The following is a 22,029-nucleotide window of genomic DNA, read 5'->3' on the forward strand; positions in this document are numbered from 1 at the left end:
GTAATCCCATCGGAATGGAGCTGACGGATCAGCCCTGCCAGCTGTTCCAGCTCTTCGTGGATGAGCCCCGCCGCTGGTTCATCCAGCAAAAGAAGAGACGGCTTAAGGGCCAAAGCTCTGGCAATCTCCACCTGCCTCTTTATCCCGATGGGGAGGTCACCTGCCCTTGCTCTGGCATAGCGTGTAAGCCGGGTTCTCTCCAGGATCTCTTCCGCCTCCTTCCGAGCCGAAAGGGAAAAATAACTGGCAGTGAAGGCTTTTAACTCCGGGTAGAAAGGATGCCCGAGAGCAACCAGGATGTTTTCCAGCACGCTCATTTCGGAGAAAGGCTTCACGATCTGAAAAGTCCTCCCTACGCCCATGGCAGCAATAACATGGGGGCGAAGGTTATCTATGCGGTGCTCCTTGAAGAAAATTCTGCCCGAAGTAGGCCTCAGGAAACCGGATATAAGGTTAAAAATGGTGGTTTTCCCGGCCCCGTTGGGCCCTATGAGCCCCAGAATTTCCCCCGTCCTTACTTCCAGGTCAACCCCATCTACCGCTCTTATGCCCCCGAAATACTTACTGAGCTTTTCGGTTCTAAGGATGGCTGTCATCCTTTACCTCCGGCCAAACCAGGCGCTGAGTTTTTCCCAGAGCCAGCTTTTATCTCCGATTATACCCATGGGCTGGAAGAGCATCATAAGCACCAGAATACCCCCATAAAGAGTATAACGGTAGTCCCCTACCACACGGAGATACTCTGGCAAGGCCTTAAGGAGGAAAGCGCCGAGGAGGGCCCCCCTAATGGTTCCGATCCCACCGAAGACAAGCATGGAAAGGACTACTATGGACTCGGCAAAAGCAAAGTGGTCGGGGAATATACTTCCCAGGAAGTGGGCGTAGAGGCTTCCAGCCCCTCCGGCCAACGCTCCGCTTATGATGAAGGCGTAGATTTTAAAGCGCGCCACACTGACCCCACACACCTCTGCAGCGTCCTCATCGCTTTTAACGGCCCTTAGGGCCAGGCCTGCCCACCTACGGGAAAGATAGTAACAGAGCCAGATGGTGAAAGCAAGGTATACCAGAACCAGCAGGAGGAACTTTTCCCCCCGCAGGACAATTCCTCCGAGCGATGGCTTGGGAATATTTATAATCCCCATTGCCCCGCCGAAAAAGTCCACATACTTAAAAATTCCTACCGTCACGAAGTTTATGCCCATGGTAGCCAGGACCAGAAAGTCGTGCCGGACCCGGAGGCTGGGGAGCCCAAGAAATCCCCCCACAAATCCTGTAATAGCTATTGAGGCGAGAAATGCGGGCCAAAAAGTCCAGCCATACCGTGTGGTCAGAAGAGCTGAAGTGTAAGCACCTATGCCGAAAAAGGCGGCATGTCCGAGGGAAACCTGCCCGGCGTAACCGGTCAGGATGTTAAGGCTGAGAGTAAGAACAGCCCAGATTCCGCACAGGATAAGAATGGTTACGAAATATTGGCCGAGGATTGCTTCCAGCACTGGCCTTCCCTCCTGGGAAAGGGTTAACTTCCACCGAGAAGCCCTTTAGGGCGAAACATTAATATAAGGATGAGCACAAGGAAAGCAATGGCATCTCTCGGTAAAACAAAACCCACCGTAGCAACCAGGAAAGTCTCGGCAAGAGCCAGGATAAAGCCTGCCAGAATTGTCCCCGGTATGTTGCCGAGGCCTCCCAGCACTATTATCACGAAGGCCTTGTAAGAGGGGACATCTCCCATAGTGGCGAAAACTTTGTTGTAGTAAACGCCCACCAGCACTCCAGCCGCTGCCGCCAGCATTGAGCCTATCAAGAAATTCAGGGCAATAACCTGATTTATGTTTACCCCCAGAGCAGCCGCCATGTCCCGGTCCTGAGCACTTGCCCTCCAGCCAAGGCCTATTTTGGTCCTGGTCATTATGAGATAGACGGCCATAAGGAGAAGGAGGGTGAGGATCAAAATCAAGACCTCGTTTGGCGTAAGGTTAAGGTAACTGGTCCGCAAGGCTGGAAGGCCAACCCGAGCGGGGAAAGCATGCATATAAGGGCCCAAGAGCCATTTCTTCTGAAGTAAATCTTGAGCCATTATAAAGAGGCCCAGGCTGGTTATCAGAGGAACAATGCGCGGAGCGTCCAGTATCCTTCGGTACACTCCAAGGTAAATAAGGACTCCCGTTATCCCTCCGGCCACCATTGCCAGTGGCAGAGCTAACCAGAAGTTTCCGGTGAGGTTAAAAACTCCGAGGCCTACGGCTGCTCCTATAGTGTAAACAGCGGCATGGGCGATGTGCAGGATCTGGAGGATACCATAGACCATTGTGAGGCCAATGGCTATGAGAATGTATATGCAACCCAGCACCAAACCGCTTGCGAAAAGCTGAATGAATGAGCTCATCCTTTTCCCCCAAAGAAAAGTGCCCCCGGAACCCCGGAATTCAGACTTTACTGAGGTGGAGTTATGAGCGCAGGATCATCAAAGTGAGCGAAGTAGCGGAAAGCCCCACCCTTTACGATCTGAACTCCGATCGGGCGCACGGCTTCCCTGCCAGGGGTGTAATAGAGGATGGGGCCCGTTACCGCTTTGTCAAAGTTCTTGAGCTCCTTAAGGGCTTTCACGATTCCTTCGGTGGTGGGGCCACCCTTCTCAATAGCCCAGGCCAGGATCTGAACCGCATCAAAGGCCGAAGCTCCAACCATATCGGCTGGGATACCGTACTCTTTCTGGTACTCTTTAAGGAATTTTTGAACTATTTCCCTTGGGTCATCGCGGTTCAGGTCCGTTATTATTATGACTCCTTCCGCGGCCTCGCCAGCCAGTTCCAGGAATTTAGGGGAATCATAGCCTTCTTGCCCGACGATCTGAGCCTTGAGGCCTATTTCTTTAGCCTGCCGCACCAGGTGAGCGGCTTCGCTATAATAGGCAGAAGCGAAAAGGACATCGGGATTGGCATCTTTCACCCGTTGGAGGATGGCCTTGAATTCGGTCTCCCCAAGGGGATACTTCTCCTCAAAGACGATCTGGACATCTTTGCCCTGAAGGTAGGACTTGAATCCTTCAGTTATGGATCTTCCGAAATCGTTGTCCAGGGTGAGGATGGCGATACGCTTAGCGCCAAGTTTTTCCACCACGAGAGCTCCGCCAACCCTTCCCTCCACAGTGCCGAGAACTCCGACCCTGAAGATTTTATCGCCGGTCCTGGTGATATCGGGGTGAACAGCATAGGCAGAAAGCATAACGACGCCAGCCTCCTGGCACACACTGGCTGCAGCTCTGGTGGCACCGGAGTAGGAGCCGCTTATTATGGCGATAACTTTATCCTGCTCTATGAGCTTTCGCACCACGCTGACGGCCTGGTCAGGCTTGGCGGCATCATCGTAATGGATGAGCTCCAGCTTCTTGCCCCTTACACCGCCAGCCTCGTTAATGAATTTCACAGCTAACCGTGCAGCGTTAAGGGCGCTTGTTCCATCCGCAGCGGCAGGGCCAGTAGTGGGAGAAAAAATGCCGATCTTGTAAACCTGGGGTTCCCTGGGAGCACAGTTGCTGAGAATGGCTGCAACGATAATTAACACTATTAAAGCTGCGAAAAATTTTGCCTTAGACATTTTAAACCTCCCTTTGGTTAGGTTAAAGGAGCCAGCTCAGCCGTAAACCGGTAACGGTCCCCCCGGTAAATCTGGTGGAACCAAACTGCAGGCCTCAGGCCTTTTGTGTAGGTAAGCCGGTCAATCATAAAACCGGGGGTTCCGGGGGCTACCTCAAGAAGCGAGGCCATCTCATCTTTAAGGACTATGGCCTCAATGGTGTAGACGGCCTTAAGCAGAGGGATGCGGTATTTCTCAGTGAGGAGAAGGTGAATGGAAGAGTTTTCCAAATCTTCCTCCAGAAGTGCGGGGCAAAGCTCATAGGCCAAACGCCTGAACTCGTAAGCTATGGGGACTTCATCCACGTAACTGAGCCTTTCAATCTCAATGATTGGTGCTCCGGGGGCAATTTCCAGGCGGGAGGCCGTTAACTCATCAGCGGGGCGTTTCACAGCCTTGAGGAGCCGAACTTTTGTTTTATGTCCAGCCCTTTTCGCCTCCTCCCAGAAATCGCTTAACCGGAAAGAAATCTCATCAAACCTGGGGGAAGCCACAAAGGTCCCTTTACCCTGTTCTCTATAGAGAATGCCTTCTTTCACCAGTAAGCGGATTGCCCTTTCAACGGTTCCGCGGCTAACGCTAAATTCCTGGGCTAATTCTGATTCGGAAGGGATGCGCTGGGAAGCTCCGTACTCTCCTGAGGCAATGCGCCGGCGAATTTCTTCCTTTATTCGGTAATACTTTGGGATGAAGCTTTCGTCCATGGGCATTGCTCAGTCGTTTACTTGCCTAAACAAGTATACATCAGATTTCAAAATCTGTCAAACGAGCGTTTAGGTTTGGGGCCAATTCTGTCAATAATGCTGCGCTAACCCCTTGCCAGCACATTAATTGGGAAAGTAAAAGAGGCTAAAGGCCTCCCCGGATGTCCAGGGAGCTCAAACCTCCAAAAGGGAACAATAACCTAACCCTTACACCCCACCCACGAGTGGGACCCAAAACCCTGGCAAACCCAAAAGCCCACGAGGGTGGGAAAAAATCGGGGGGTGGAAGGGGGCGAAAACCCCCATCCCAGGGGACTTTGGGGGTGCACCCTAAAACCTTAAAGAAGAAGCGACCAACCCCTTTAAATCAAAATCTTGCTCAAAAAAACCCTGGTCCTTTCTTCCCGAGGATTGTTGAAAATTTGCTCCACTGTGCCCTCTTCTACTATTTTGCCCAAATCCATAAACACAATCCTGTCCGCAGCTGCCTTAACGAAGCCCATTTCGTGGGAGACCACTACCATTGTCATGCCTTCCCGGGCCAGCTGGAGCATAACATCCAGCACCTCTTTGATCATTTCGGGGTCAAGAGCTGAAGTGGGCTCGTCAAAGAGCATGATTTTGGGCTGCATGGCCAAAGCCCTGGCGATGGCCACCCGCTGCTGTTGCCCTCCCGAAAGCTGTGCAGGATAAGCATGAGCTTTGTCGGGTATACCAACCTTTTCCAGAAGCTCCATAGCTATCCTTTCGGCTTCTTGACGGGAGCGTTTCCTGACCACTATCTGAGCCAGAGTTATGTTCTCCAAGGCTGTAAGGTGAGGAAAAAGGTTGAATTGCTGGAAAACCATCCCCACTTCAGCCCGAACTTTGTTTATATTGGTTTTCTCGTGCGTAACGGGTATACCGTCCACGATAATTGTGCCACGGTCCGGCTTCTCCAGATAATTTATGCACCTAAGCAGAGTGGATTTGCCAGCCCCGCTCGGCCCTATTATCACCACCACTTCTCCTCTTTTAACGGATAAACTCACATCATCCAGCGCCACCACATGCCCGAAGCGCTTGTAGAGGTGCTCAATTCTTATAATTTCATCGCTCATCTCTCCCTCCCACTACTTGACTTCAAACTCCACCCTTTTCTCCATAATCCGCACAAGCCTGGAGAAGAAAAGCGTGAGGAAAAGGTAAATCAGAGCCACCATGGTCCAGGTTTCCAGACTCTCAAAAGTGCGGGCCATATACTCTCTTCCCCTTCTGGTAAGGTCTGAAACAGCCAGAACCGAGACCAGAGATGAATCTTTGAGCAAAGCCACAAACTCGTTGCCCACCGGGGGGAGAATGACTCTGAAAGCCTGGGGCAGGATTACATAGCGCATAGCCTGGAAATAACTCATCCCAAGAGAGCGAGCGGCTTCCATCTGACCCTTAGGGATGGATTCAATTCCTGCCCGGAAAATTTCGCTCATGTAAGCTCCATAGCAAATGGACAAACCCATTACGGCAGCCATAAAGGGGGAGAGCTTAAGGTCAATTAACCACTGACCCATCCCGGCCAGAATTGAAATCCCTTTAAGCTTGTGCCCCAATACGTCAAAAAGCTGGGGCAGGGCGAACCAGATGTAGAGAAGCTGGACCATGAGGGGTATTCCTCTTATGACTTCCACATAAAGGGTAGCTATGCTGTTGATGAGAGGGTTTTTAGAGAGCCTCCCCAACCCCCCTATGAGTCCAATAAGAAGGATAAGGCTGAAAGAAGTCACAGTCAGACCCAAAGTTACTGCTACTCCATCCATAAGGAACCGCAATATGCGGCCGAAAGGCTGAGGCCTGAACTGAGCCAGGGTCAGCACTGTTAATAAAGATATTATGACCAGAACCCACCCCACTTCAAAAGTAATCCGAAGCCTCCTGGCGGGAATTGCTATTGCTCTTTCAGCTTCCGTAGCCATCACCCACCTCCACCAGCCGGAATTTTCCTCCATCGTTTCATCCCCAATCCTATTAACACTGCCACAGGAGCCAAGATGATAGAGATGAACCCCACAGGAACCATCTGGAGAAGGTCAAGGTAATACTTGAAGCCAAGCCTGAGGTCTGGAACGTACCAAGAGAAGAAATAGTTGTAAAGCCAGTAGAAAATTAACACCTGAAGGAGGAGCCAGTAGCCCGTGAAAAAACCGAAACTCACAACCCGCTCAAAAGTCTCAAAAGCTGGCCTTCTCCAGGAGACAATGGCCAATAAAAGCCCAGCTACTACAAATGAAAGAGCTGCATCCAAAAGACGCTCATTGAAAAAGGCCTTTATCTGGGCCTCGGTGTTGAAAGCCGAGAGGGACCAGTTGTGCCCACGGCCGAAGAAAAGGGCGTTGTAAAAAGCAAAGTAAAGAAGAGCGAAAGCCAGGGGAACAAGAAGATCGCGAAGGCGCTTCCGGTAGTTTAAAAGATAAAGGAGCGGGACAAAAGCTAGGAGCAAAGTCAGAGGAAGCCTGAAAAGCCGTTCCTTCCATAACGTGGCCGCTTTTATGGAGGCCGCCCTGGCGCTCACTTCCCGATAGAACTGCTCCAGGGCTCCTTCTTCTCCGCTGGCTAACCTCTCACGGTATTTCGACAGTATATCTCCAGCAAATGGAGAAGAACCCAGTGCTCGAGCATAGGAATCGTAGAACCCAGCCAGTTGAAGGGCTGCGTTCAGGCTCTTACGCCCTTTGACCTCGGCCGATGCTTCTATAAGCTCCATGAGGGGACGGCCCTGAGAGTGAACTGGATAGGGGATGCCCAGAAGAGCCGCTATGGTAGGAGCAATATCAGCCTGGGTCTGTTCGGAGTAAAGGCCCTTCCTCACTGCTTTCCCCTTGATGACCAAAGGGACTTTGATGACCTCGTTTTCCCATCCGCCGTGCCCACCCCTGTCAATGTGGCCGTGATCCGAGGTGATTAAGAGCACATCTTTATCGGGGTCAAGCTTCTGAACAAGTTTCCCGATAAATCCGTCCACCCGAAGGGCTTCATCCAGGAATTCCCTGCTTACTCCCCCATAGTTATGACCCATGGCATCGGTACCTACGAAATGGATGAAGATCAGACCAGAACTGTATTTATCCAGGGCTTCCGAAGCTAAGCGATAGGTTTCCTCGTCAACCCTGGCCCACTCTTCAGGGGGTGCTTCCTCCGGAGGTTCCTCCACGATTAAGGCCTCGGTAAGGTAAGGGCCGAAAAGTTTCTTCCATCCCGGGGAACCTACTGCTACCGAGGGCAGGCCTGAATCTTTAGTTACCTTGAAGAGGTTATCAGCCTGGACCGGGCCTTTATACCAGTTTGTGGTGACTCCGCTGATTTCCTGCCAGGTCCCGGAAGCCAACACCGTCCAGGCAGGGTAAGAAAGGGAAGGCTGACCAGTTCTAACTACCAGGTCCGCCCCTTCCTTCCGAAGTTCGTTGAGGTTTGGAAGCTTGCGGGAGACGTCCAGGCGCAAACCATCTACGATTATTAAGATTGCTCTAAGGGCGAGGGGCTCGGAACTATTTCCTCTGGGAAGCGGGGCCAGGTACTGGCTCCTGTATTCCACTACAGAATCCCAACCGATAAGGGCAAGTTTTTGAGAAAAATAGCCAGCACCGGCCAGAATCAAAAGGATCAAAGCCAAAAGTAAAATCTTAACTATGCGGGCCATGACAAACTCCTCCTGAGAGGTTTGAAAAAAATTTTACCATACCTGGAGTATTTGGGCAATCAAAATGCTCACTTACGTAAACACGTCAGGGCGAATGCTGGAACTTCGAGCCAGATGATTAATGTTACTGGAATCCGACAGGCTGGATGGTAGCTTAAAAGGATCGCAAATCTCCTCCTGCAGCTGCCTTAAAGCCTCCAGCGGTGGACAGAGGCTGAAATTTCCCCTTCGCCCTGGTAACGAGAAGCCAGAGACGATTCAAGGGAAAGGGCGCGGGAATTTGACTTGTAGCTGCCAAGTGATTAAAATTTCCCTACAAATAGGGGGGAAAATGGCGGGAAAAAGAAAGAGAGGCTTAGTAACCGTTTTTGATAATTGGTGCAAAGGCTGTGGCCTGTGTATTGCTTTTTGCCCCACAAAGGTTTTTGACCTGAATGGAGAAGGCCACCCTATAGTAGCTCGCCCGCAGGATTGTGTGGCTTGCAGATGGTGTGAGTGGCACTGCCCTGATTTCGCCATAGTGGTCACGGAAATCACAGGGGAAAACAAAGATGCTTAAATTAATGCAAGGAAATGAAGCTGTTGCCTACGGGGCCATTACAGCCGGATGCCGCTTTTACGCTGGTTACCCCATAACTCCTTCTTCTGAAATTGCCCACGTCCTGGCGCGGGAGCTCCCCAAGGTCGGAGGGAAGTTCATCCAGATGGAAGACGAAATTGCAAGCTTAGGGGCTGTTCTGGGAGCCTCTGTGGGGGGAGTTAAGGCTATGACGGCTACCTCGGGCCCCGGGTTCTCGCTCATGCAGGAGCACATTGGCTACGCAGCCATGGCCGAAATACCCTGCGTCGTGGTCAACGTCCAGAGGCTCGGGCCCAGCACAGGCCAGCCCACAAGCCCCGCCCAGGGAGATGTCATGCAAGCTCGCTGGGGAACCCATGGCGATCACCCCATAATAGTCCTCTGCCCCTCTTCGGTGAAAGAGACCTTTGACCTTACTATCAAAGCCTTCAATTTCGCCGAAAAATACCGGACCCCAGTTATCCTCCTTATGGATGAGGTAGTGGGCCATATGAGGGAACCAATAGAATACCCCCCAGACCGGCCTCCGGAGATAGTGGAACGTGTCCAGGCTTCCATGCCCCCTGAATGGTATTATCCCTACGATGAGGAGCTCGGAGATGTGCCTCCCATGGTTCCCTTCGGCATGGGCTACAGGTATAACATTACCGGCCTTCACCACGATCGCTCAGGATTCCCTACCCTTCGTCCTGATGAAATAAGGAGCTGGGTTGATAGGGTTTTCCGCAAGATTGAAGCCAATAAGGCCGATATAACTCTATACGAGGAAGAGGGAACCGATTCCAGGATTCTGGTAATAGCCTATGGAGCTACTGCCAGGGCGGCGCGCCACGCTATTAAAATGGCCAGAAGCCGCCGCTATAAAATCGGTTTCCTTAAGCTTTTGACTCTCTGGCCTTTCCCCGAAGAAGTGGTGGAAAGAGCCGCCCGTAACGCGGCAAGAGTTATTGTTCCGGAGATGAACATGGGCCAATTGGTTCTGGAAGTGGAAAGGGTGGTGGGAAGGCGAAAGGTTCAGAGGGTCAATAAAGTGGATGGAACTATGATAACTCCTGCGGAAATTCTAAGGGCTATTGAAGGGGGTTAAAAATGAACCGACAGGATGCTTGGGCTCTCCTTACGGAATTTACCAGAAACCCCAACCTTATAAAGCACGCTCTGGCCGTGGAAGCAGCCATGAGAGCATACGCTCGTAAGTTCGGGGAGGACGAAGAAAAGTGGGGTATAGTGGGGTTAATCCACGATTTTGACTACGAACAGCACCCAACTTTAGAGGAACATCCATTCGCCGGAGCCAGAATTCTAGAAGAGAGAGGATGGCCCGAAGAGATCGTTAAAGCGGTGCTCTCTCACGCCGACCACACCGGAGTTAAAAGGGATTCTCTAATGGAAAAAGCGCTTTTCGCTGTAGACGAGCTCACAGGCCTCATCGTGGCTGTGGCTCTGGTCAGGCCCACCAAGAGCATTTTAGATGTAACGGTGGAATCGGTTAAGAAAAAGTGGAAGGAAAAATCCTTCGCCGCAGGAGTGAAACGAGAGGATATTGAGCGGGGTGCTCAAGAGCTTGGGGTGCCTCTGGATGAACACATTGCTATAGTTCTGGAGGCCATGAAGGGGATTGCTTCAGAATTGGGCCTCGCTGGAAGGTAACGCATGGGTTGTCTGTATGGTAAATTAATGGCCGGGGGGTTCTTCTTCCTGGCCGTGTTGTTTTATTTCTTAAGGGAAAGTAAGTGGAAAGCCTATCTTTACCCGGTTGCCATCTCTTTCGCATCTGTTGGCCTGGCAATATCTTCCCTTTACGGCAATCTACCGCAAATCTTAGGGGCTTCGCTCTCCCTAGCTATCATCTTAGGTAAAAGGGAAGGTTTCGGTTTCCAGTCACTGGCTCTGGCCGGAGCTACCGTCCTTTTCTTTTTTTCTCCTGGCCCGGTGTATTTCCTCAGCGCCTGGCTCCTGGTGGATTTATTTCTCCTCGTAGGGTGGGGAAGCTCCAGAAGCTTTCCCGGACACTTTTTCTCCCAAGGGCTGGGAATTTTGGCCTTTGTGGGCTGGGAGCAGACGGGGTTTCAGCCGCTGCTTCTCCTCTCAGCTTCCGCCAGAGCGGGTTTTTTCCCCTGGCCCCGCTCCTCGTTTGGATCCCGCTTCTCTTTCCTTCCAATGGTCATGGCCTTTTACCTTCTTAAAGCCGCAAGTTCTCCTGAGGGGCTGTGGTTTTGGATGTTCGCTCTCTGGTTCGCTCTGGGAAATGGCTTTGAGCTTGCGGGGAAGGAAAGTTTCCCTCAGGCACTGTGGGGGGTTACCATTTCCCTGGTTTTGTTCAGGGAGTGGGGAATTGTGCTCGTGCTGGTGGCCTTTATCCTGGCTGCCTTGAAGGAAAGCCTTATAGCGCTCTGGAACAGGGGCACCGGTTTATTTCAGTGGCTGGAGAAAGGGCTGCGAAGTGCCGGTGAATTCATTGAAGGAGAAGGTGGGTGGCTATGGATAGGCCTGGGCTTTGCAATCCTGTTCAGGGGACTGGGCTCGGAATGGAGTGGGGTCCAACAGAGGTTTTTCTGGCGTGAGCTTTTTCCCGAAGGTTTCGGCCTTATGAGTGCTTCCTTGTACATTCTCGTGACCGAGTCCGAGCTTTCTTTGCTCTTCGCTCTCTTGGCTCAATATATTGCAATGGCCTTCTACAAGACTTCCCCCTTTTCCGATAATTGGCTTATAGCGGCAAGGGTGCTTCTCGGCGCAATGGTCTGCTTTATCCTCTATTTCTCCCGCTGGGGAGCACGCTGGATTCATCCTCCGGATGGCTCAGGCCGCTCCCGGAAGGAGGGAAGCTGGTGGCTGTTACGTGTAGCCCTGGGGGTGGGAGGTGGCTTCCTGGCCTTTGCAACCGTTAGACGCTATGCTTTTCTTTCCCCTGTTCCTGAAGAGAGGCTTGTTTCGTTCTGGGTAACCCTAATGGGTTTTCTGGGAGCATTGGCTCCGGGCTTTGTTCTCCAGAAGGCAGCGGGAGTTCTGACTTTCATCAACGGGCTTGAGCTCGCAGGGCTTGTCCCCAGGCCTGCCGTGTGGTTCCTTCACCTTCTGGTGGCGATGGTTGCCTCTTTCCTGTCAGCATACGAAAAGGCAAAGAGCAGATGAGAGAGCTATTGATTTTCCTGGCCCCTTTCGGCGCCGCCGCCGTGATTTACCTTCTGCCCCAGCGAAGGTTCAGTTTCTGGCTCGCTTCCGGGGCAAGTTTAGCTATGGCTTTCCTGGATAGCGGGGAATTTTCCTGGATTTGGGGCACGTTTGCCTTCGCTTTCCTTCTGGGATGGTTTGTAGAGGCTCCGCCTCTTACCTCTTTCTGGGCAATGTTGAGCCTTGGGCTGGCAAGGGGTTCGTTCCTTTTCCCTCAGTCTCCTTTTGAGGCTTTAATTCTGAGCTCATCCTTGCTCCTTATCTTGCCAGCCCTGTGGACAGGACAAAGCCTGGATTTCTCCGGAATATCGGTTTTCCTTCTGTTGGCCCTTGGGCCTTTCTTGACTTCCAGCCTTCCAGGGGAATGGAGAGCTGCTTTGGTTTTAGCCTCTCTCATGGGAGCTTTCCCCTTTCACCTCTGGGTCCGAAGTGCCATGAGGGATGGACCGTCTCCAGGAGCTTTGCTTCTGGTCGCAGGTTTCAGAGCCATCATCCTTCTCTGGTTGGGTAAGGAAGAAGTGGAAATATCCTGGGCAGTTTTCCAGGATATTCTAAAATGGCTGGGGATAATTTCAATTTTGTGGGGTGGCCTTCAAGCGTTGATGGCTAAAGAGTGGGGGGAAATAGGCGCTTATGTTGCTACGGTTGAGGCTGGGGTGATGTTGTTGCTCGCGGTCAAGGCGGGATTTGAAGTTTCAATAGTTTATTCTATCCTGGCAGGGCTGGCTCTCCTGACCTTCGGAGCAGGTTCATGGGGGGTAAAGCGGTTCATGGAGGAAGGCCGCACTGTGACCCCCGCAGTTTTTCTCCTGGTGGCTGGCCTGCTGGCTACGGCGGGTCTTCCTCTGACGCCAGGCTACCCAGCCACGGCTCTGGCTTTGAATTACCTTGGAGGGAAGGAAGGCCTCTTGATTCTGGCAGGCAAGTTCGGGATAATGGCTGGGGGGATGAGACTTCTCCAGCCTCTTGCGCCAGCCCTTCGCCCCGATCCGTCTCTCAGGTCATCCAGAGCTGTCGTTCTGCTCATCACCGCCATTCTTTTCTTTGCCCTTAACTTTGCCCTTTAGGTTTCGCCAGAGGCATGGGTCGCGGTGGATTTTTCGCTTCTTCGAGCAGCGAGGTGGGCGTAAGATGAGCGTTTGGGTGCGATGGAAAGCCTGGGGGCACACCCGAATCCCCCGGGACGGAGCTTGCACCACTTTCATGAGCTTAACCGTGGTTCTCTACGGTTTAGGGCCCCCTTAGTTCACAGGTGGAGAGAATTTTGCACCTTCACCCCCTGAAACCCTGTAATTTTGACTTTTGTTCAAAGCCGGGTATATAATTCCCCTTGTGCCGAAAGGAGGGACAAAATTGTATGAAGGAACACCATGCAGGATTACGCCGTGAGGTAACAATCTGGGGCTCTTTTACATGGGGTTACGCCGATGTAGGGGCCGATGTCTACGTAGCTCTGGGTCTGGTTATGGCCGCCGCCCAGGGGGCTACCCCCCTTGCCTTCCTCATTGCTGGCATAGTTTACATCATGGTGGGCCTCCTTTACAGCGAATTAGCCGGAGCCTACCCCATCGCCGGAGGAGGGCAGTATTTTACCCTGCGTGGGCTTGGAGATTTCTGGGGGCTGATAGCTGGAGCGGCTCTCATGCTGGATTACACTGTGGATGTGGCCCTTTTCTCCATAGCTTCAGCTGGCTACATTAACTTTTTCTTCCCCCAGGTACGAGAGTTCGCGGTAGACCTGGGCCCTTTCCAGAACGTTAACCTCATCTGGATGGCTGAAACCCTATTTCTCATTTTCATCCTGACCCTCCTCAACATAAGGGGCATCAAGGAGTCCTCCCTTCTCAACGAGACTCTGGGTGCTCTGGACATGATTATGGAAACCAGCATTATCCTCATAGGGTTCGCCTTTGCCTGGAGGCCAGAGCTTTTCCTCCACCAGTGGCAGACGGAATTTCCATCGCTGGAAAAGCTCCTCTATGGTGTGTCCATAGCTGTAATTTCTTACGTGGGGCTTGAGTCAGTCTCCCAGGCCGCCGAAGAAACCATACGCCCAGCAACGGTTATCCCTCGCAGCTCCCTCGCTCTGATAATCATAGTGCTTATGTTCGCCCTGGCTTTCCCCACAGTCTCCCTGGGAATCCTTCCCTGGCATGAGATAGCAGCCCGCGAGGGTGATCCTGTAGCTCGGCTGGCCAGCGAATTGCCCTTCGTGGGCTTTCTGGCAGGACCAGCAGCAGCCATTCTGGCAGCTACTATCGTGCTCATATCCGCTAACACCGGAATAATGGGTGCAAGCCGCCTGGCCTACAGCATGGCAGAGTTTGGCCTTATAGGAGAACAACTCTCGGTTGTGCACCCCCGTTACCACACTCCGGTCCGCGCTATAGTGCTCTTTTCAGGAGTGGCTGCTCTACAAGCCGTTTTCGCCTTTTTCAGCGGCCGTAAGGCTATGGAAACCATGGCCAATATGTATGCTTTCGGAGCGATGCTGGCCTATTTCCTGGCCTCCATAGCTTTCGTTGCCCTCCGCATAAAAGAGCCCTATACCCCACGCCCATACAAGGTGCCTTTAAACATAAAGTTCAAGAACGCCGAGATAGCAATCCCTGGCTTCCTGGCGATTATCGGCTCAGGAGGGATGCTCCTTATAGTCATGTGGACCCATGCCCTTGCCAGAATCGTGGGACCCTTATGGGTTTTGGCCTGGTTTATCTACTATGTCTGGCACCGGAAGAAAAACGGGCAGCCTATATTCCAGAGTTTACCCAGGGATTGGGAAACCCATCACATCCGGCTCCTGGAGGAGAGCAAAGAGTGGGAACTTCTGGAAAAGTTTAAGCTGGAAATTGCCAGATACAAAGAAGGCCGGCTCTATGGTTAAGTTAAGGCTTGCCTCTGGCTTTATCATAATGCTCTTAGGGGTAATCATTATCGTGCGCAGCATCCTGGTGATCGTGGAAAGAAACGTAGGGCTCAGTGCTCTGTGGCAACCCCTCATCCTCGGAGCCCTCATGATTGCGTTTGGAATTCACCGATGGCGCCACTGGCGAGCTAAGGGATAAAGACTGGAGGCGAAAGTCATGGGTCATCCTCTCGGAGTTGCCTTCGCAGTTCTGTTCTTAGTCCTCCTGGTAGGAACCTTAACCTGGATGCTTAAAGTGCCAAAACCTGTTCCCCCGGAAGTGGCCAGAGTTATCTACTCCGTAGAAGCCGCTCGGCGGATACTGGTCCCCATAATTGAAGGAGTATACTCGGAAAGAGCAGTAGAATTGGCCTGTCGGCTCGGGGAGAGGCAAAATGCCCACCTGATCCTCCTTCACGTTATTGAAGTTCCATTCACTGTCCCCCTGGATACGCCATTGCCTGAACTGGAAGAGAGGGGGAGAAGAGCTCTGGAAACCGCCCGTTTTATAGCCGTTCAGCACGGTTTCAAGCCCGAGCTTCACCTTATCCGCCATCGCTCCGCTTCGGAGGGGATTCTCAGCATGGCCAGGCAGAGCCGGGCAGACCAGATAGTCATGGGCATAGGGCTCAAGAAAACCTCGTATGGCGAAGGCATAGGACGGACAGTCCGGGAAGTTCTGCGGCGTGCTAACTGTGAGGTCATAATTTCCAAAATTCCGGTGAAGGGGTGAAATGATGATAAAGGTAAGAGCTAAACTTATGTATCCTCCCGAACTGGTAGATGAGCCCGTTTTGTGGCAGCTTATCCGGACATTCAATTTCGTGGTGAACATTCGCAAAGCGGAAGTCAAACCTGGTTCAGCCTGGCTTGAAGTGGATCTGGAGGGAAAAGAAGAAGAGGTAAAAAGGGGCGTTGACTGGCTCAGAACCAGAGGCATTAACGTGGAGATTATAGAGGAGGGAGCAAGATGAAAATCATAATCGTGGGCTGCGGGAGACTTGGGGCTCACCTTGCCCTTTCCCTCAGTCAGGAAGGGCATTCCGTTACCGTGGTGGATACCGATAGGGAGGCTCTAAGTTCTTTAGGGCCCGACTTTCAGGGTGAAATTGTCGTGGGGAAAGGGATTGATGAAGACGTGCTGCGCCGAGCAGGTATTGAGGAGGCAGATGTCTTCATCGCAGCCACGGGTTACGAAAACACCAACATAATGGCCTCTTATGTGGCATCGGAAATCTTCGGGGTTAAGAACGTCATAACCCGTCTGGATGACCCCAAAAAAGCCGAAATTTTCCAGAGCTTCGGCCTCAACGTCATTTCTCCCGTAACGCTGGCCGCTGAAGCCATAAGAAAATGTGTGGAGGGGATCCAATGTACATTATTATCGTCGGCGGAGGAAAAGTAGGCTATTACCTAAGCAAAACCCTTCTAGGAAGCGGACACGAAGTCCTGCTGGTAGAGAAAAATCCCCAGAGGGCCACATTCCTCACAGATGAATTGGGAGCTGACCATGTCTGGCTTGGGGATGGGTGCGATTCCCGCACCTTTGAGCGAATTGGCCTCAACAGGGCGGATGCGGTAATAGCGGTAACAGGAGATGACGAAGATAACTTTGTGATATGCCTTCTGGCCAAGAAGAAGTTCGGCGTCCCCCGCACTATAGCTCGCATCAACAACCCCCGCAACGCTAAAATCTTCACCCGTCTGGGAGTCGACGCCACTGTTTCGACCACTGAAATTATAGAAGCACAAATTGAGCGAGCCCTCCCAATCCCATCCCTGGTCCATCTCCTGGCCCTTAAAAGGGGTGGGGTGGAACTGGTGGAAGGTAAAGTGGCTCCCGGTTCCCCGGCCGATGGTCAGCGTATCCGTGATTTAGGCATCCCCGATGACGCCCTTATTGTGATGCTGGTGAGGGATGACCAGACCGTAGTTCCCTACGGTGATACGGTCCTGAAAGCAGGGGATGAGATCCTGGCAGTAACTTCTTCCCAGAGTAAAGAGGTGCTAAAGCACATCATCCTCGGCATATAAAGGAGGAAGATTTGGGAACCCTTTACGTAGTAGGGACACCAATTGGGAACCTGGAGGACATAACTCTGAGGGCGCTGCGGATACTGGGGGAGGTAAGCCTTATCGCCGCTGAAGATACCAGAAGAGCGCGGAAGCTTCTGGAACATTACGGGATAAAGAAGCCGGTGGTGAGCTACCATGAGTACAGCGGCAAAGGCCGGATCAGAGAACTCATCAAAGCTTTGCAAAAAGGCGATGTGGCCCTTATCTCCGATGCAGGGATGCCAGGCCTCTCAGATCCGGGTTACTCCCTCATAAAAGAAGCTATCGAAGAAGGGATAAACGTGGTGCCAGTGCCTGGCCCTTCAGCTCTGGTGACAGCCCTGGTGGTTTCGGGGCTTCCAACCCACTCTTTCATCTACCTGGGCTTTCTACCCCGAACCCCTTCCAAACGAAAGGACATCCTGGAGTGGGCCAGCCGTCAGCCCCACACCATCGTCCTTTTTGAAGCCCCCCACCGTCTGATAGAATGCCTGGAGGAACTTCTGGAGTTTTTTGGGAATCGCCCTGTAGCTGTGGCCAGGGAGCTCACCAAACTTCACGAGGAAATATGGCGCGGCACGCTCCAGGAGGCCCTGGAATATTTCCAGGCCAACCCACCCATCGGTGAGTGCACTCTGGTGATCGGCGGAGCGGAAGAGGAACGGTGGGATGAGGAAACAATTATGGAAAGCTTGAAAAATCTCCTGCAAGAAGGCCTTTCAGTGAAGGAAGCCTCCAAACAGCTGGCGGAGCTTTCAGGCTGGCCCCGGAGCGATTTATACCGTATGGCTTTAAAGATCAAAGCCTCGGAAACTAAACAGTGAAGCCATCTGGAGGGTAAGAAATGTTTCTTCTGGATAGCCCATCGGCCTGGAGCCAGTGGGACCAGGCCAATATGCTGGAGCAGATTTTCGGACTTCCTGAGCAGTGTCGGAAAGCATGGGAGGACGCCCAGAGGCAAAGCCTTCCCGCAGATTATAGGGGTGCCAAAAGCGTCCTCATCCTGGGAATGGGCGGCTCAGCCATAGGGGGAGACCTGGTAGCTGCCCTAGCCAGATACGAATCGCCCTGCCCGATTGTTGTATGCCGGGATTACCGCATCCCCTCGTGGGCTGGACCTGAAACTCTGGTGATAGCTTCAAGCTATTCCGGAAACACAGAAGAAACCCTTGCGGCTTTTGATCAGGCCTTAGAGGCAAGGGCACGCTGTGTGGCTGTCACCACCGGTGGTAAACTCGCTTCTCTGGCCCAGGAAAGAGGTGTCCCTCTCTGGCCCATAACCTACATCGGACAGCCCCGGTCAGCCATTGGTTACTCCGTGCTCTACCTCTTACGGATTCTGGAAGAAGCCGGCCTTATGGGAAACAAGACGGAAGAGGTGGAGAAAGCCATCCGCCTTATGGAAAACCTCAGGGAAAGGATAAAGCCAGAGGTTCCAACGGACAGCAACCCGGCCAAGAAGCTGGCTCTGGACCTTTACGGGGCGATCCCTGTTATCTACGGTCCTGGATTTCTCGCCGCAGTGGCAAGGAGGTGGAAAGGCCAGTTCAACGAGAACTCTAAAAATTGGTCCTTCTATGAAGAACTCCCTGAAGCCCACCACAATGCCGTTGTGGGTTACCCAAATCCTTCCGAAAGCAAGAACAAATTTGTGGTAATCGTTCTGGATTCCTCCCTTGAACATCCCAGGCATGAAGCTCGCCTGAGGATAACGGAAGAAGTGCTGGCCATGGAAGGTATTCCGCAACGTTCGGTCAAAATAGAGGGGAGCACCTTTTTAGAGCAAATTTTCTGGAGCATTCATTTTGGGGATTTTGTAAGCTATTACCTGGCGCTGCTGAACAGAGCTGACCCTTCATCGGTGGAGGTTATAAGTTACATAAAGAGAAGGCTTGCTGGTTAGGGGAGTGAGAGTCCGGTTCTTCAGTCTTTTCCAATGGCTGGCTTTAATAATTCTCCTTCTGATTCCGCAATCTTCCATCGTCCCTCCGGCGAATGTTTTTGATTACCAAATTGAAAGTTACGTTTCGCCTTACCAGTTCAGCTTTGCCATTTGGGAAGCCAGGGCCCTATGGCGTAAAGCAGCCGCGCTCCCCATAGAAGGCTCTTCCAATGAGACTAAGCTGGTGAAAGAGTATTTCTCTCTTCTGGAAGAGATAAGCCGGAAAAAAGACCTTCTAACCCGGCTTTACGCCGGTGAAAGGACGAGGTACTCGGGCCAGGCCATATGGTGGTTTGAAGAGGAACTTAGGGTTTTGAGGCAGCGTCAGGCTTCTTTAAGCCCCAGGGTGGAAAAAATTCTGGAAAAGCAAGTTTCAGAAACCCTTAAGGACGAAGGGCTGACTACTTTAGGCTTTATCTGGCCTCCTCTAAGTTTCCAGTTTGAAAGCCCCCCTCTATACCTTGTCATCGCTCCGCGGGATGCTCTGGTGGTTCGTAAGGGAATTTATCTCCAGCCAGATATGCTTCTGAAAGAGCAAGAGGCTCTGGAAGAAAAAGTGGACAGACTTTTCAATGTTTCCTCCCTCGTGGTGGGCGTGGGAGGGCTATCAAGCTACCCGGCGATGATCTTAGACTACCCTTCCCTCGAGTTCGCCCTCAAAGCCATCGCTCACGAATGGTTCCACCATTACCTGCTCTTCAGGCCTCTTGGCTGGCATTACGGTGATAGCCCTGATATGATGGCTATTAACGAAACAGTAGCCTCTATCGCTGGGGATGAAATAGGGATAAAAACACTGCGGCGCTATTACCCCGAGCTTGCTCCGCCACCCCCGAAGGAAGAAGAAGTAAAGGAGCCCATTGTCTCCGAGTTCCAGCTGCTAATGAGGGAAACGCGCCTCAAGGTTGAGGAACTCCTCAAAGCAGGAGACATAGAAGGGGCTGAAAGGTATATGGAAGAAAGGAGAAAGCTTCTGGTCTCCAAGGGATACTACATCCGGAAGCTGAACCAGGCCTACTTTGCTTTCTTTGGCTCCTATGCGGCCGAACCAGGCCACCCCAACCCGATAGGGGAAAAGCTGAGGCTTCTGAGAAGGAGAACCGGCTCGTTGAGGGAATTTATCCGGCTTGTGGAGGGAATTTCCTCCCCGGAGGGTCTGGAAAGGGTCCTTCAGAAGGTTCAGCAGAGCCAGTAGAAGAAAATAGATACTGCCATTCCTATAAAAGCCCCTACCAGGACTTCAAAGGGCGTGTGCCCCAGAAGTTCCCAGAGGCGTTTCTCACTCAAAGGATGCCCTTGGAAGAGTTCTTCCAAAATCTGGTTTAGAATTCTGGCCTGGATGCTGGCTGCCCTGCGCACTCCAGCCGCATCATACATTACAATGAGAGCAAAGATAAGGCTTATGGCAAAAGCAACGGAGGAAAACCCCTCCCACAGGCCCACCGAAGTCGCCAGAGCTGAAACCAGTGCTGAATGGGAACTGGGCATTCCCCCAGCGCTCACGAGAAGCCTAAAGTTAAGCTTCCCCTTTCGCCACCGCCACAGTAAAAATTTGGAAGTCTGTGCTATACTCCACGCTACAAAAGAAGAAAGTAAAACCTTATCGCCCATCCTCTGGTTCAAAGGGAAGAAGGACCCAATTTCCTTCCCTATCTATCTGGATTTGCCGGACCCTGAGCTCAGCTCTTTCCAGAAGTTCTTCGCAATAGCGGACGAGCCTCATTCCTTCTTCGTAGAGGGCGATGGATTCTTCCAGAGAAAGTCCTCCTTCTTCCAGCTTTCTTACGGTTTCCTCCAGTTTGCGGTAAGCCTCTTCAAAAGTGAGGGGCTCCATAAGCCTATCCTCAGGGAGCAGTTCCGTAGACCATTCCCTCGGCCTGGCGGCGGACCATGGAAAGGTGTCGGGCTGCTTCCGTGTAGCCTTCCCTTTCCAGGTCTCTGCTAAGCTCATCCATCAGGCCCAAAAGCTCTGCATTTACCAGAGAAACATTGTCTTCCAGGATGCGTTTTGTCTCCTCGGGGTAAGAAGCATCCATGAGCTCGTTAACGAGCTTTATCTGAGGTGGGGCCTTACGCCGGATGATTTCCAATGCTTTCTCGGCCAGGGAGGCAAGGTCCTGCAGGGTCTCCATATCGCCCTGGTCCCTGGCCCACTCCATAGAAGCCGCCAGGATTTCCAGGAAAGCCATATTCACATCTTCAGCCCTTTCTTCCAGAGCTTTAAGACGGTCCTCGCTATCCCAGATATCCCGCAGCAAATCCCGAGCTTTGGTTAAAACTCTCCTCACTTCAGCATCTTGCCGGGCTGTTATATCCAGCAATTGATCCCTTAGCTCCCTTAACTTCTGGGCCTCCTCGGACTTGCCCTGAGCTTCTCGCTTGTCAATGCGTTCAGCCAGATCCCGGTAGAACTCGTAATCCAGGATTGGCCTTATCCGGGCCACCGCTCTTTCCAAATCTTCTCCTTTAAGCTCCATAAGCTCACTTATGAGGGCTTCTCTGGCCTCTTCCATTCTCCTGCTGAGGAACTCCTCCACCTCCTTGCGGATGCTCCCCAGCTTATTGACGAGCTCCGGTTCTTTCCTACGGTGAGCTTCGGCGACGAAGCCTGAGAGGATCTGGAAAAACATGGGGTCAATAAGCTGAATATTGGACTCCAGGATCTTACCCCATTCCTCTTTGGGGGAAGCCAACAGAGCCTCTATCAGGCCGAGGCGCATCTCTTCGGCGATGATTTCCTCGTAGGGGATATCCTCGGCCTTGATTATCTCCTCCAGAAAGCTCCTGTAGGTTATGAAGACTTTGGGCTGGAGAAGGTAAGCTTTCCTTTCCTCCTGAGGGAGAGAATTTATGAGCTGATTGGTCAAATTTCCGATCACTTTCTGGCGTTCCAGGTCATTTGCCCCAACCTGCGCTGAAAGGTATACGAGGGCGAGCTCCTTTTCCGGATTGTAGTAGTAGATGGGGACATTGAGGGTTCCTCCTGCTCGGCAGTAAGGGCAAACAGCCACATTAAGCCTTCCCCTTATGAGGAGTTCCCGGAGTTCAGGATTCCTGGAGGCATCCACAATGTTGTGGATCACGGTGGTGAACTTTTGCCCGCATCTGGGGCATGTTACTATTGCTGTTTTATTCATACTTTTCTCCTTTTGAGGTCTTTGGAACATTATACCCCCTAAGGGGTTTTATAGCAACTTTTTCCGCAGCCTGGGTAGGCCTCCCAGCACACCTACTCTTTCGCCGAATGCTCTTACTATTTCCAAGGCCAAAACCCTCCATCCCGAGGATTTGGAAATTTCCCCAAAACCTCAAAAGGTAGCCATCACCCACCCCATGCACCCCACCCACGAGTGGGACCCTAACCGT

Annotated in this window: 25 protein-coding genes (1 of these 25 cut by a window edge); 14 read left to right on the forward strand and 11 right to left on the reverse strand. The window is 52.2% G+C overall.

The window, feature by feature from the left end:
- The 8 genes from NZ653_02715 to NZ653_02750 form a co-directional block, all read right to left on the reverse strand.
- Positions 1-596, reverse strand: partial view of an ABC transporter ATP-binding protein gene (locus NZ653_02715; protein MCS7286044.1) — the 5' portion only. The gene continues 250 nt to the left of window position 1, outside the view; 596 of the gene's 846 nt are visible here — the first part of the coding sequence; its start codon is at positions 594-596; its stop codon lies off the left edge, out of view.
- Between the two features lie 3 nt (positions 597-599).
- Positions 600-1,493, reverse strand: a complete 894-nt coding sequence (locus tag NZ653_02720) for a branched-chain amino acid ABC transporter permease (protein ID MCS7286045.1) — start codon at positions 1,491-1,493, stop codon at positions 600-602.
- Between the two features lie 23 nt (positions 1,494-1,516).
- Entirely contained in the window at positions 1,517-2,386 is an 870-nt protein-coding gene (locus NZ653_02725; GenBank protein ID MCS7286046.1) for a branched-chain amino acid ABC transporter permease, read from the reverse strand.
- A 47-nt stretch (positions 2,387-2,433) separates the two neighbouring features.
- A complete protein-coding gene (locus tag NZ653_02730) occupies positions 2,434-3,597 on the reverse strand; it encodes an ABC transporter substrate-binding protein (protein MCS7286047.1) in 1,164 nt (387 codons plus the stop codon).
- A gap of 17 nt (positions 3,598-3,614) precedes the next feature.
- Positions 3,615-4,340 carry a GntR family transcriptional regulator gene (locus NZ653_02735; protein MCS7286048.1) on the reverse strand — a complete coding sequence of 242 codons (726 nt, stop codon included), beginning with the start codon at positions 4,338-4,340 and terminating at the stop codon, positions 3,615-3,617.
- Positions 4,341-4,702: 362 nt separating this feature from the next.
- On the reverse strand, positions 4,703-5,428 hold the full coding sequence (locus NZ653_02740) for an amino acid ABC transporter ATP-binding protein (protein MCS7286049.1): 726 nt from the start codon (positions 5,426-5,428) through the stop codon (positions 4,703-4,705).
- Positions 5,429-5,452: 24 nt separating this feature from the next.
- Complete coding sequence (locus tag NZ653_02745; protein ID MCS7286050.1) at positions 5,453-6,289, reverse strand: amino acid ABC transporter permease; 837 nt, start codon at positions 6,287-6,289, stop codon at positions 5,453-5,455.
- The gene (locus NZ653_02750; GenBank protein ID MCS7286051.1) at positions 6,289-8,010 is read right to left on the reverse strand and encodes an alkaline phosphatase family protein; all 1,722 of its coding nucleotides are present in this window, start codon (positions 8,008-8,010) and stop codon (positions 6,289-6,291) included. The genes NZ653_02745 and NZ653_02750 overlap by 1 nt, the downstream gene beginning before the upstream one ends.
- Positions 8,011-8,341: 331 nt before the next feature.
- Here NZ653_02750 and NZ653_02755 point away from each other — a divergent pair, with 331 nt between their 5' ends.
- From NZ653_02755 to NZ653_02820, 14 genes are all read left to right on the forward strand, one after another.
- A complete protein-coding gene (locus tag NZ653_02755) occupies positions 8,342-8,569 on the forward strand; it encodes a 4Fe-4S binding protein (protein MCS7286052.1) in 228 nt (75 codons plus the stop codon).
- Positions 8,570-8,573: 4 nt separating this feature from the next.
- Positions 8,574-9,677: a 2-oxoacid:acceptor oxidoreductase subunit alpha gene (locus NZ653_02760; GenBank protein ID MCS7286053.1), complete on the forward strand. Its 1,104-nt coding sequence runs from the start codon at positions 8,574-8,576 to the stop codon at positions 9,675-9,677.
- Positions 9,678-9,679: 2 nt separating this feature from the next.
- Entirely contained in the window at positions 9,680-10,240 is a 561-nt protein-coding gene (locus NZ653_02765; protein MCS7286054.1) for an HDIG domain-containing protein, read from the forward strand.
- Positions 10,241-10,243: 3 nt separating this feature from the next.
- Complete coding sequence (locus NZ653_02770; protein MCS7286055.1) at positions 10,244-11,722, forward strand: hypothetical protein; 1,479 nt, start codon at positions 10,244-10,246, stop codon at positions 11,720-11,722.
- Entirely contained in the window at positions 11,719-12,828 is a 1,110-nt protein-coding gene (locus tag NZ653_02775; protein ID MCS7286056.1) for a hypothetical protein, read from the forward strand. The genes NZ653_02770 and NZ653_02775 overlap by 4 nt, the downstream gene beginning before the upstream one ends.
- A gap of 290 nt (positions 12,829-13,118) precedes the next feature.
- Positions 13,119-14,645, forward strand: a complete 1,527-nt coding sequence (locus NZ653_02780; GenBank protein MCS7286057.1) for an APC family permease — start codon at positions 13,119-13,121, stop codon at positions 14,643-14,645.
- Positions 14,638-14,826, forward strand: coding sequence for a hypothetical protein (locus NZ653_02785; protein MCS7286058.1), 189 nt, complete (start codon positions 14,638-14,640; stop codon positions 14,824-14,826). Before NZ653_02780 ends, NZ653_02785 begins: the two co-directional genes overlap by 8 nt.
- A gap of 18 nt (positions 14,827-14,844) precedes the next feature.
- Positions 14,845-15,399 carry a universal stress protein gene (locus NZ653_02790; protein ID MCS7286059.1) on the forward strand — a complete coding sequence of 185 codons (555 nt, stop codon included), beginning with the start codon at positions 14,845-14,847 and terminating at the stop codon, positions 15,397-15,399.
- Position 15,400: 1 nt separating this feature from the next.
- The gene (locus NZ653_02795) at positions 15,401-15,640 is read left to right on the forward strand and encodes an NIL domain-containing protein (GenBank protein MCS7286060.1); all 240 of its coding nucleotides are present in this window, start codon (positions 15,401-15,403) and stop codon (positions 15,638-15,640) included.
- On the forward strand, positions 15,637-16,071 hold the full coding sequence (locus tag NZ653_02800) for a TrkA family potassium uptake protein (protein ID MCS7286061.1): 435 nt from the start codon (positions 15,637-15,639) through the stop codon (positions 16,069-16,071). The genes NZ653_02795 and NZ653_02800 overlap by 4 nt, the downstream gene beginning before the upstream one ends.
- Positions 16,038-16,700 carry a TrkA family potassium uptake protein gene (locus tag NZ653_02805; protein MCS7286062.1) on the forward strand — a complete coding sequence of 221 codons (663 nt, stop codon included), beginning with the start codon at positions 16,038-16,040 and terminating at the stop codon, positions 16,698-16,700. Before NZ653_02800 ends, NZ653_02805 begins: the two co-directional genes overlap by 34 nt.
- 11 nt (positions 16,701-16,711) lie before the next feature.
- Positions 16,712-17,545: a 16S rRNA (cytidine(1402)-2'-O)-methyltransferase gene (gene rsmI / locus NZ653_02810; protein MCS7286063.1), complete on the forward strand. Its 834-nt coding sequence runs from the start codon at positions 16,712-16,714 to the stop codon at positions 17,543-17,545.
- 20 nt (positions 17,546-17,565) lie between these two features.
- The gene (locus NZ653_02815; GenBank protein ID MCS7286064.1) at positions 17,566-18,624 is read left to right on the forward strand and encodes a bifunctional phosphoglucose/phosphomannose isomerase; all 1,059 of its coding nucleotides are present in this window, start codon (positions 17,566-17,568) and stop codon (positions 18,622-18,624) included.
- Complete coding sequence (locus NZ653_02820; GenBank protein ID MCS7286065.1) at positions 18,614-19,858, forward strand: hypothetical protein; 1,245 nt, start codon at positions 18,614-18,616, stop codon at positions 19,856-19,858. The genes NZ653_02815 and NZ653_02820 overlap by 11 nt, the downstream gene beginning before the upstream one ends.
- Here NZ653_02820 and NZ653_02825 read toward each other — a convergent pair.
- Genes NZ653_02825 through NZ653_02835 form a run of 3 tightly spaced genes read right to left on the reverse strand, consistent with a single transcriptional unit; the run spans position 19,843 to position 21,800 of the window.
- The gene (locus NZ653_02825) at positions 19,843-20,274 is read right to left on the reverse strand and encodes a divergent PAP2 family protein (protein ID MCS7286066.1); all 432 of its coding nucleotides are present in this window, start codon (positions 20,272-20,274) and stop codon (positions 19,843-19,845) included. The genes NZ653_02820 and NZ653_02825 overlap by 16 nt on opposite strands.
- Positions 20,264-20,497 (reverse strand): exodeoxyribonuclease VII small subunit, encoded by a 234-nt coding sequence (xseB, locus tag NZ653_02830; GenBank protein ID MCS7286067.1) that lies wholly within the window; start codon positions 20,495-20,497, stop codon positions 20,264-20,266. Before xseB ends, NZ653_02825 begins: the two co-directional genes overlap by 11 nt.
- A gap of 10 nt (positions 20,498-20,507) precedes the next feature.
- Positions 20,508-21,800: a CpXC domain-containing protein gene (locus NZ653_02835; GenBank protein MCS7286068.1), complete on the reverse strand. Its 1,293-nt coding sequence runs from the start codon at positions 21,798-21,800 to the stop codon at positions 20,508-20,510.
- Between the last annotated feature and the right edge of the window lie 229 nt (positions 21,801-22,029).

The sequence above is a fragment of the Anaerolineae bacterium genome, from assembly GCA_025062375.1.
In the GTDB taxonomy this organism is placed as follows: domain Bacteria; phylum Chloroflexota; class Anaerolineae; order SpSt-600; family SpSt-600; genus SpSt-600.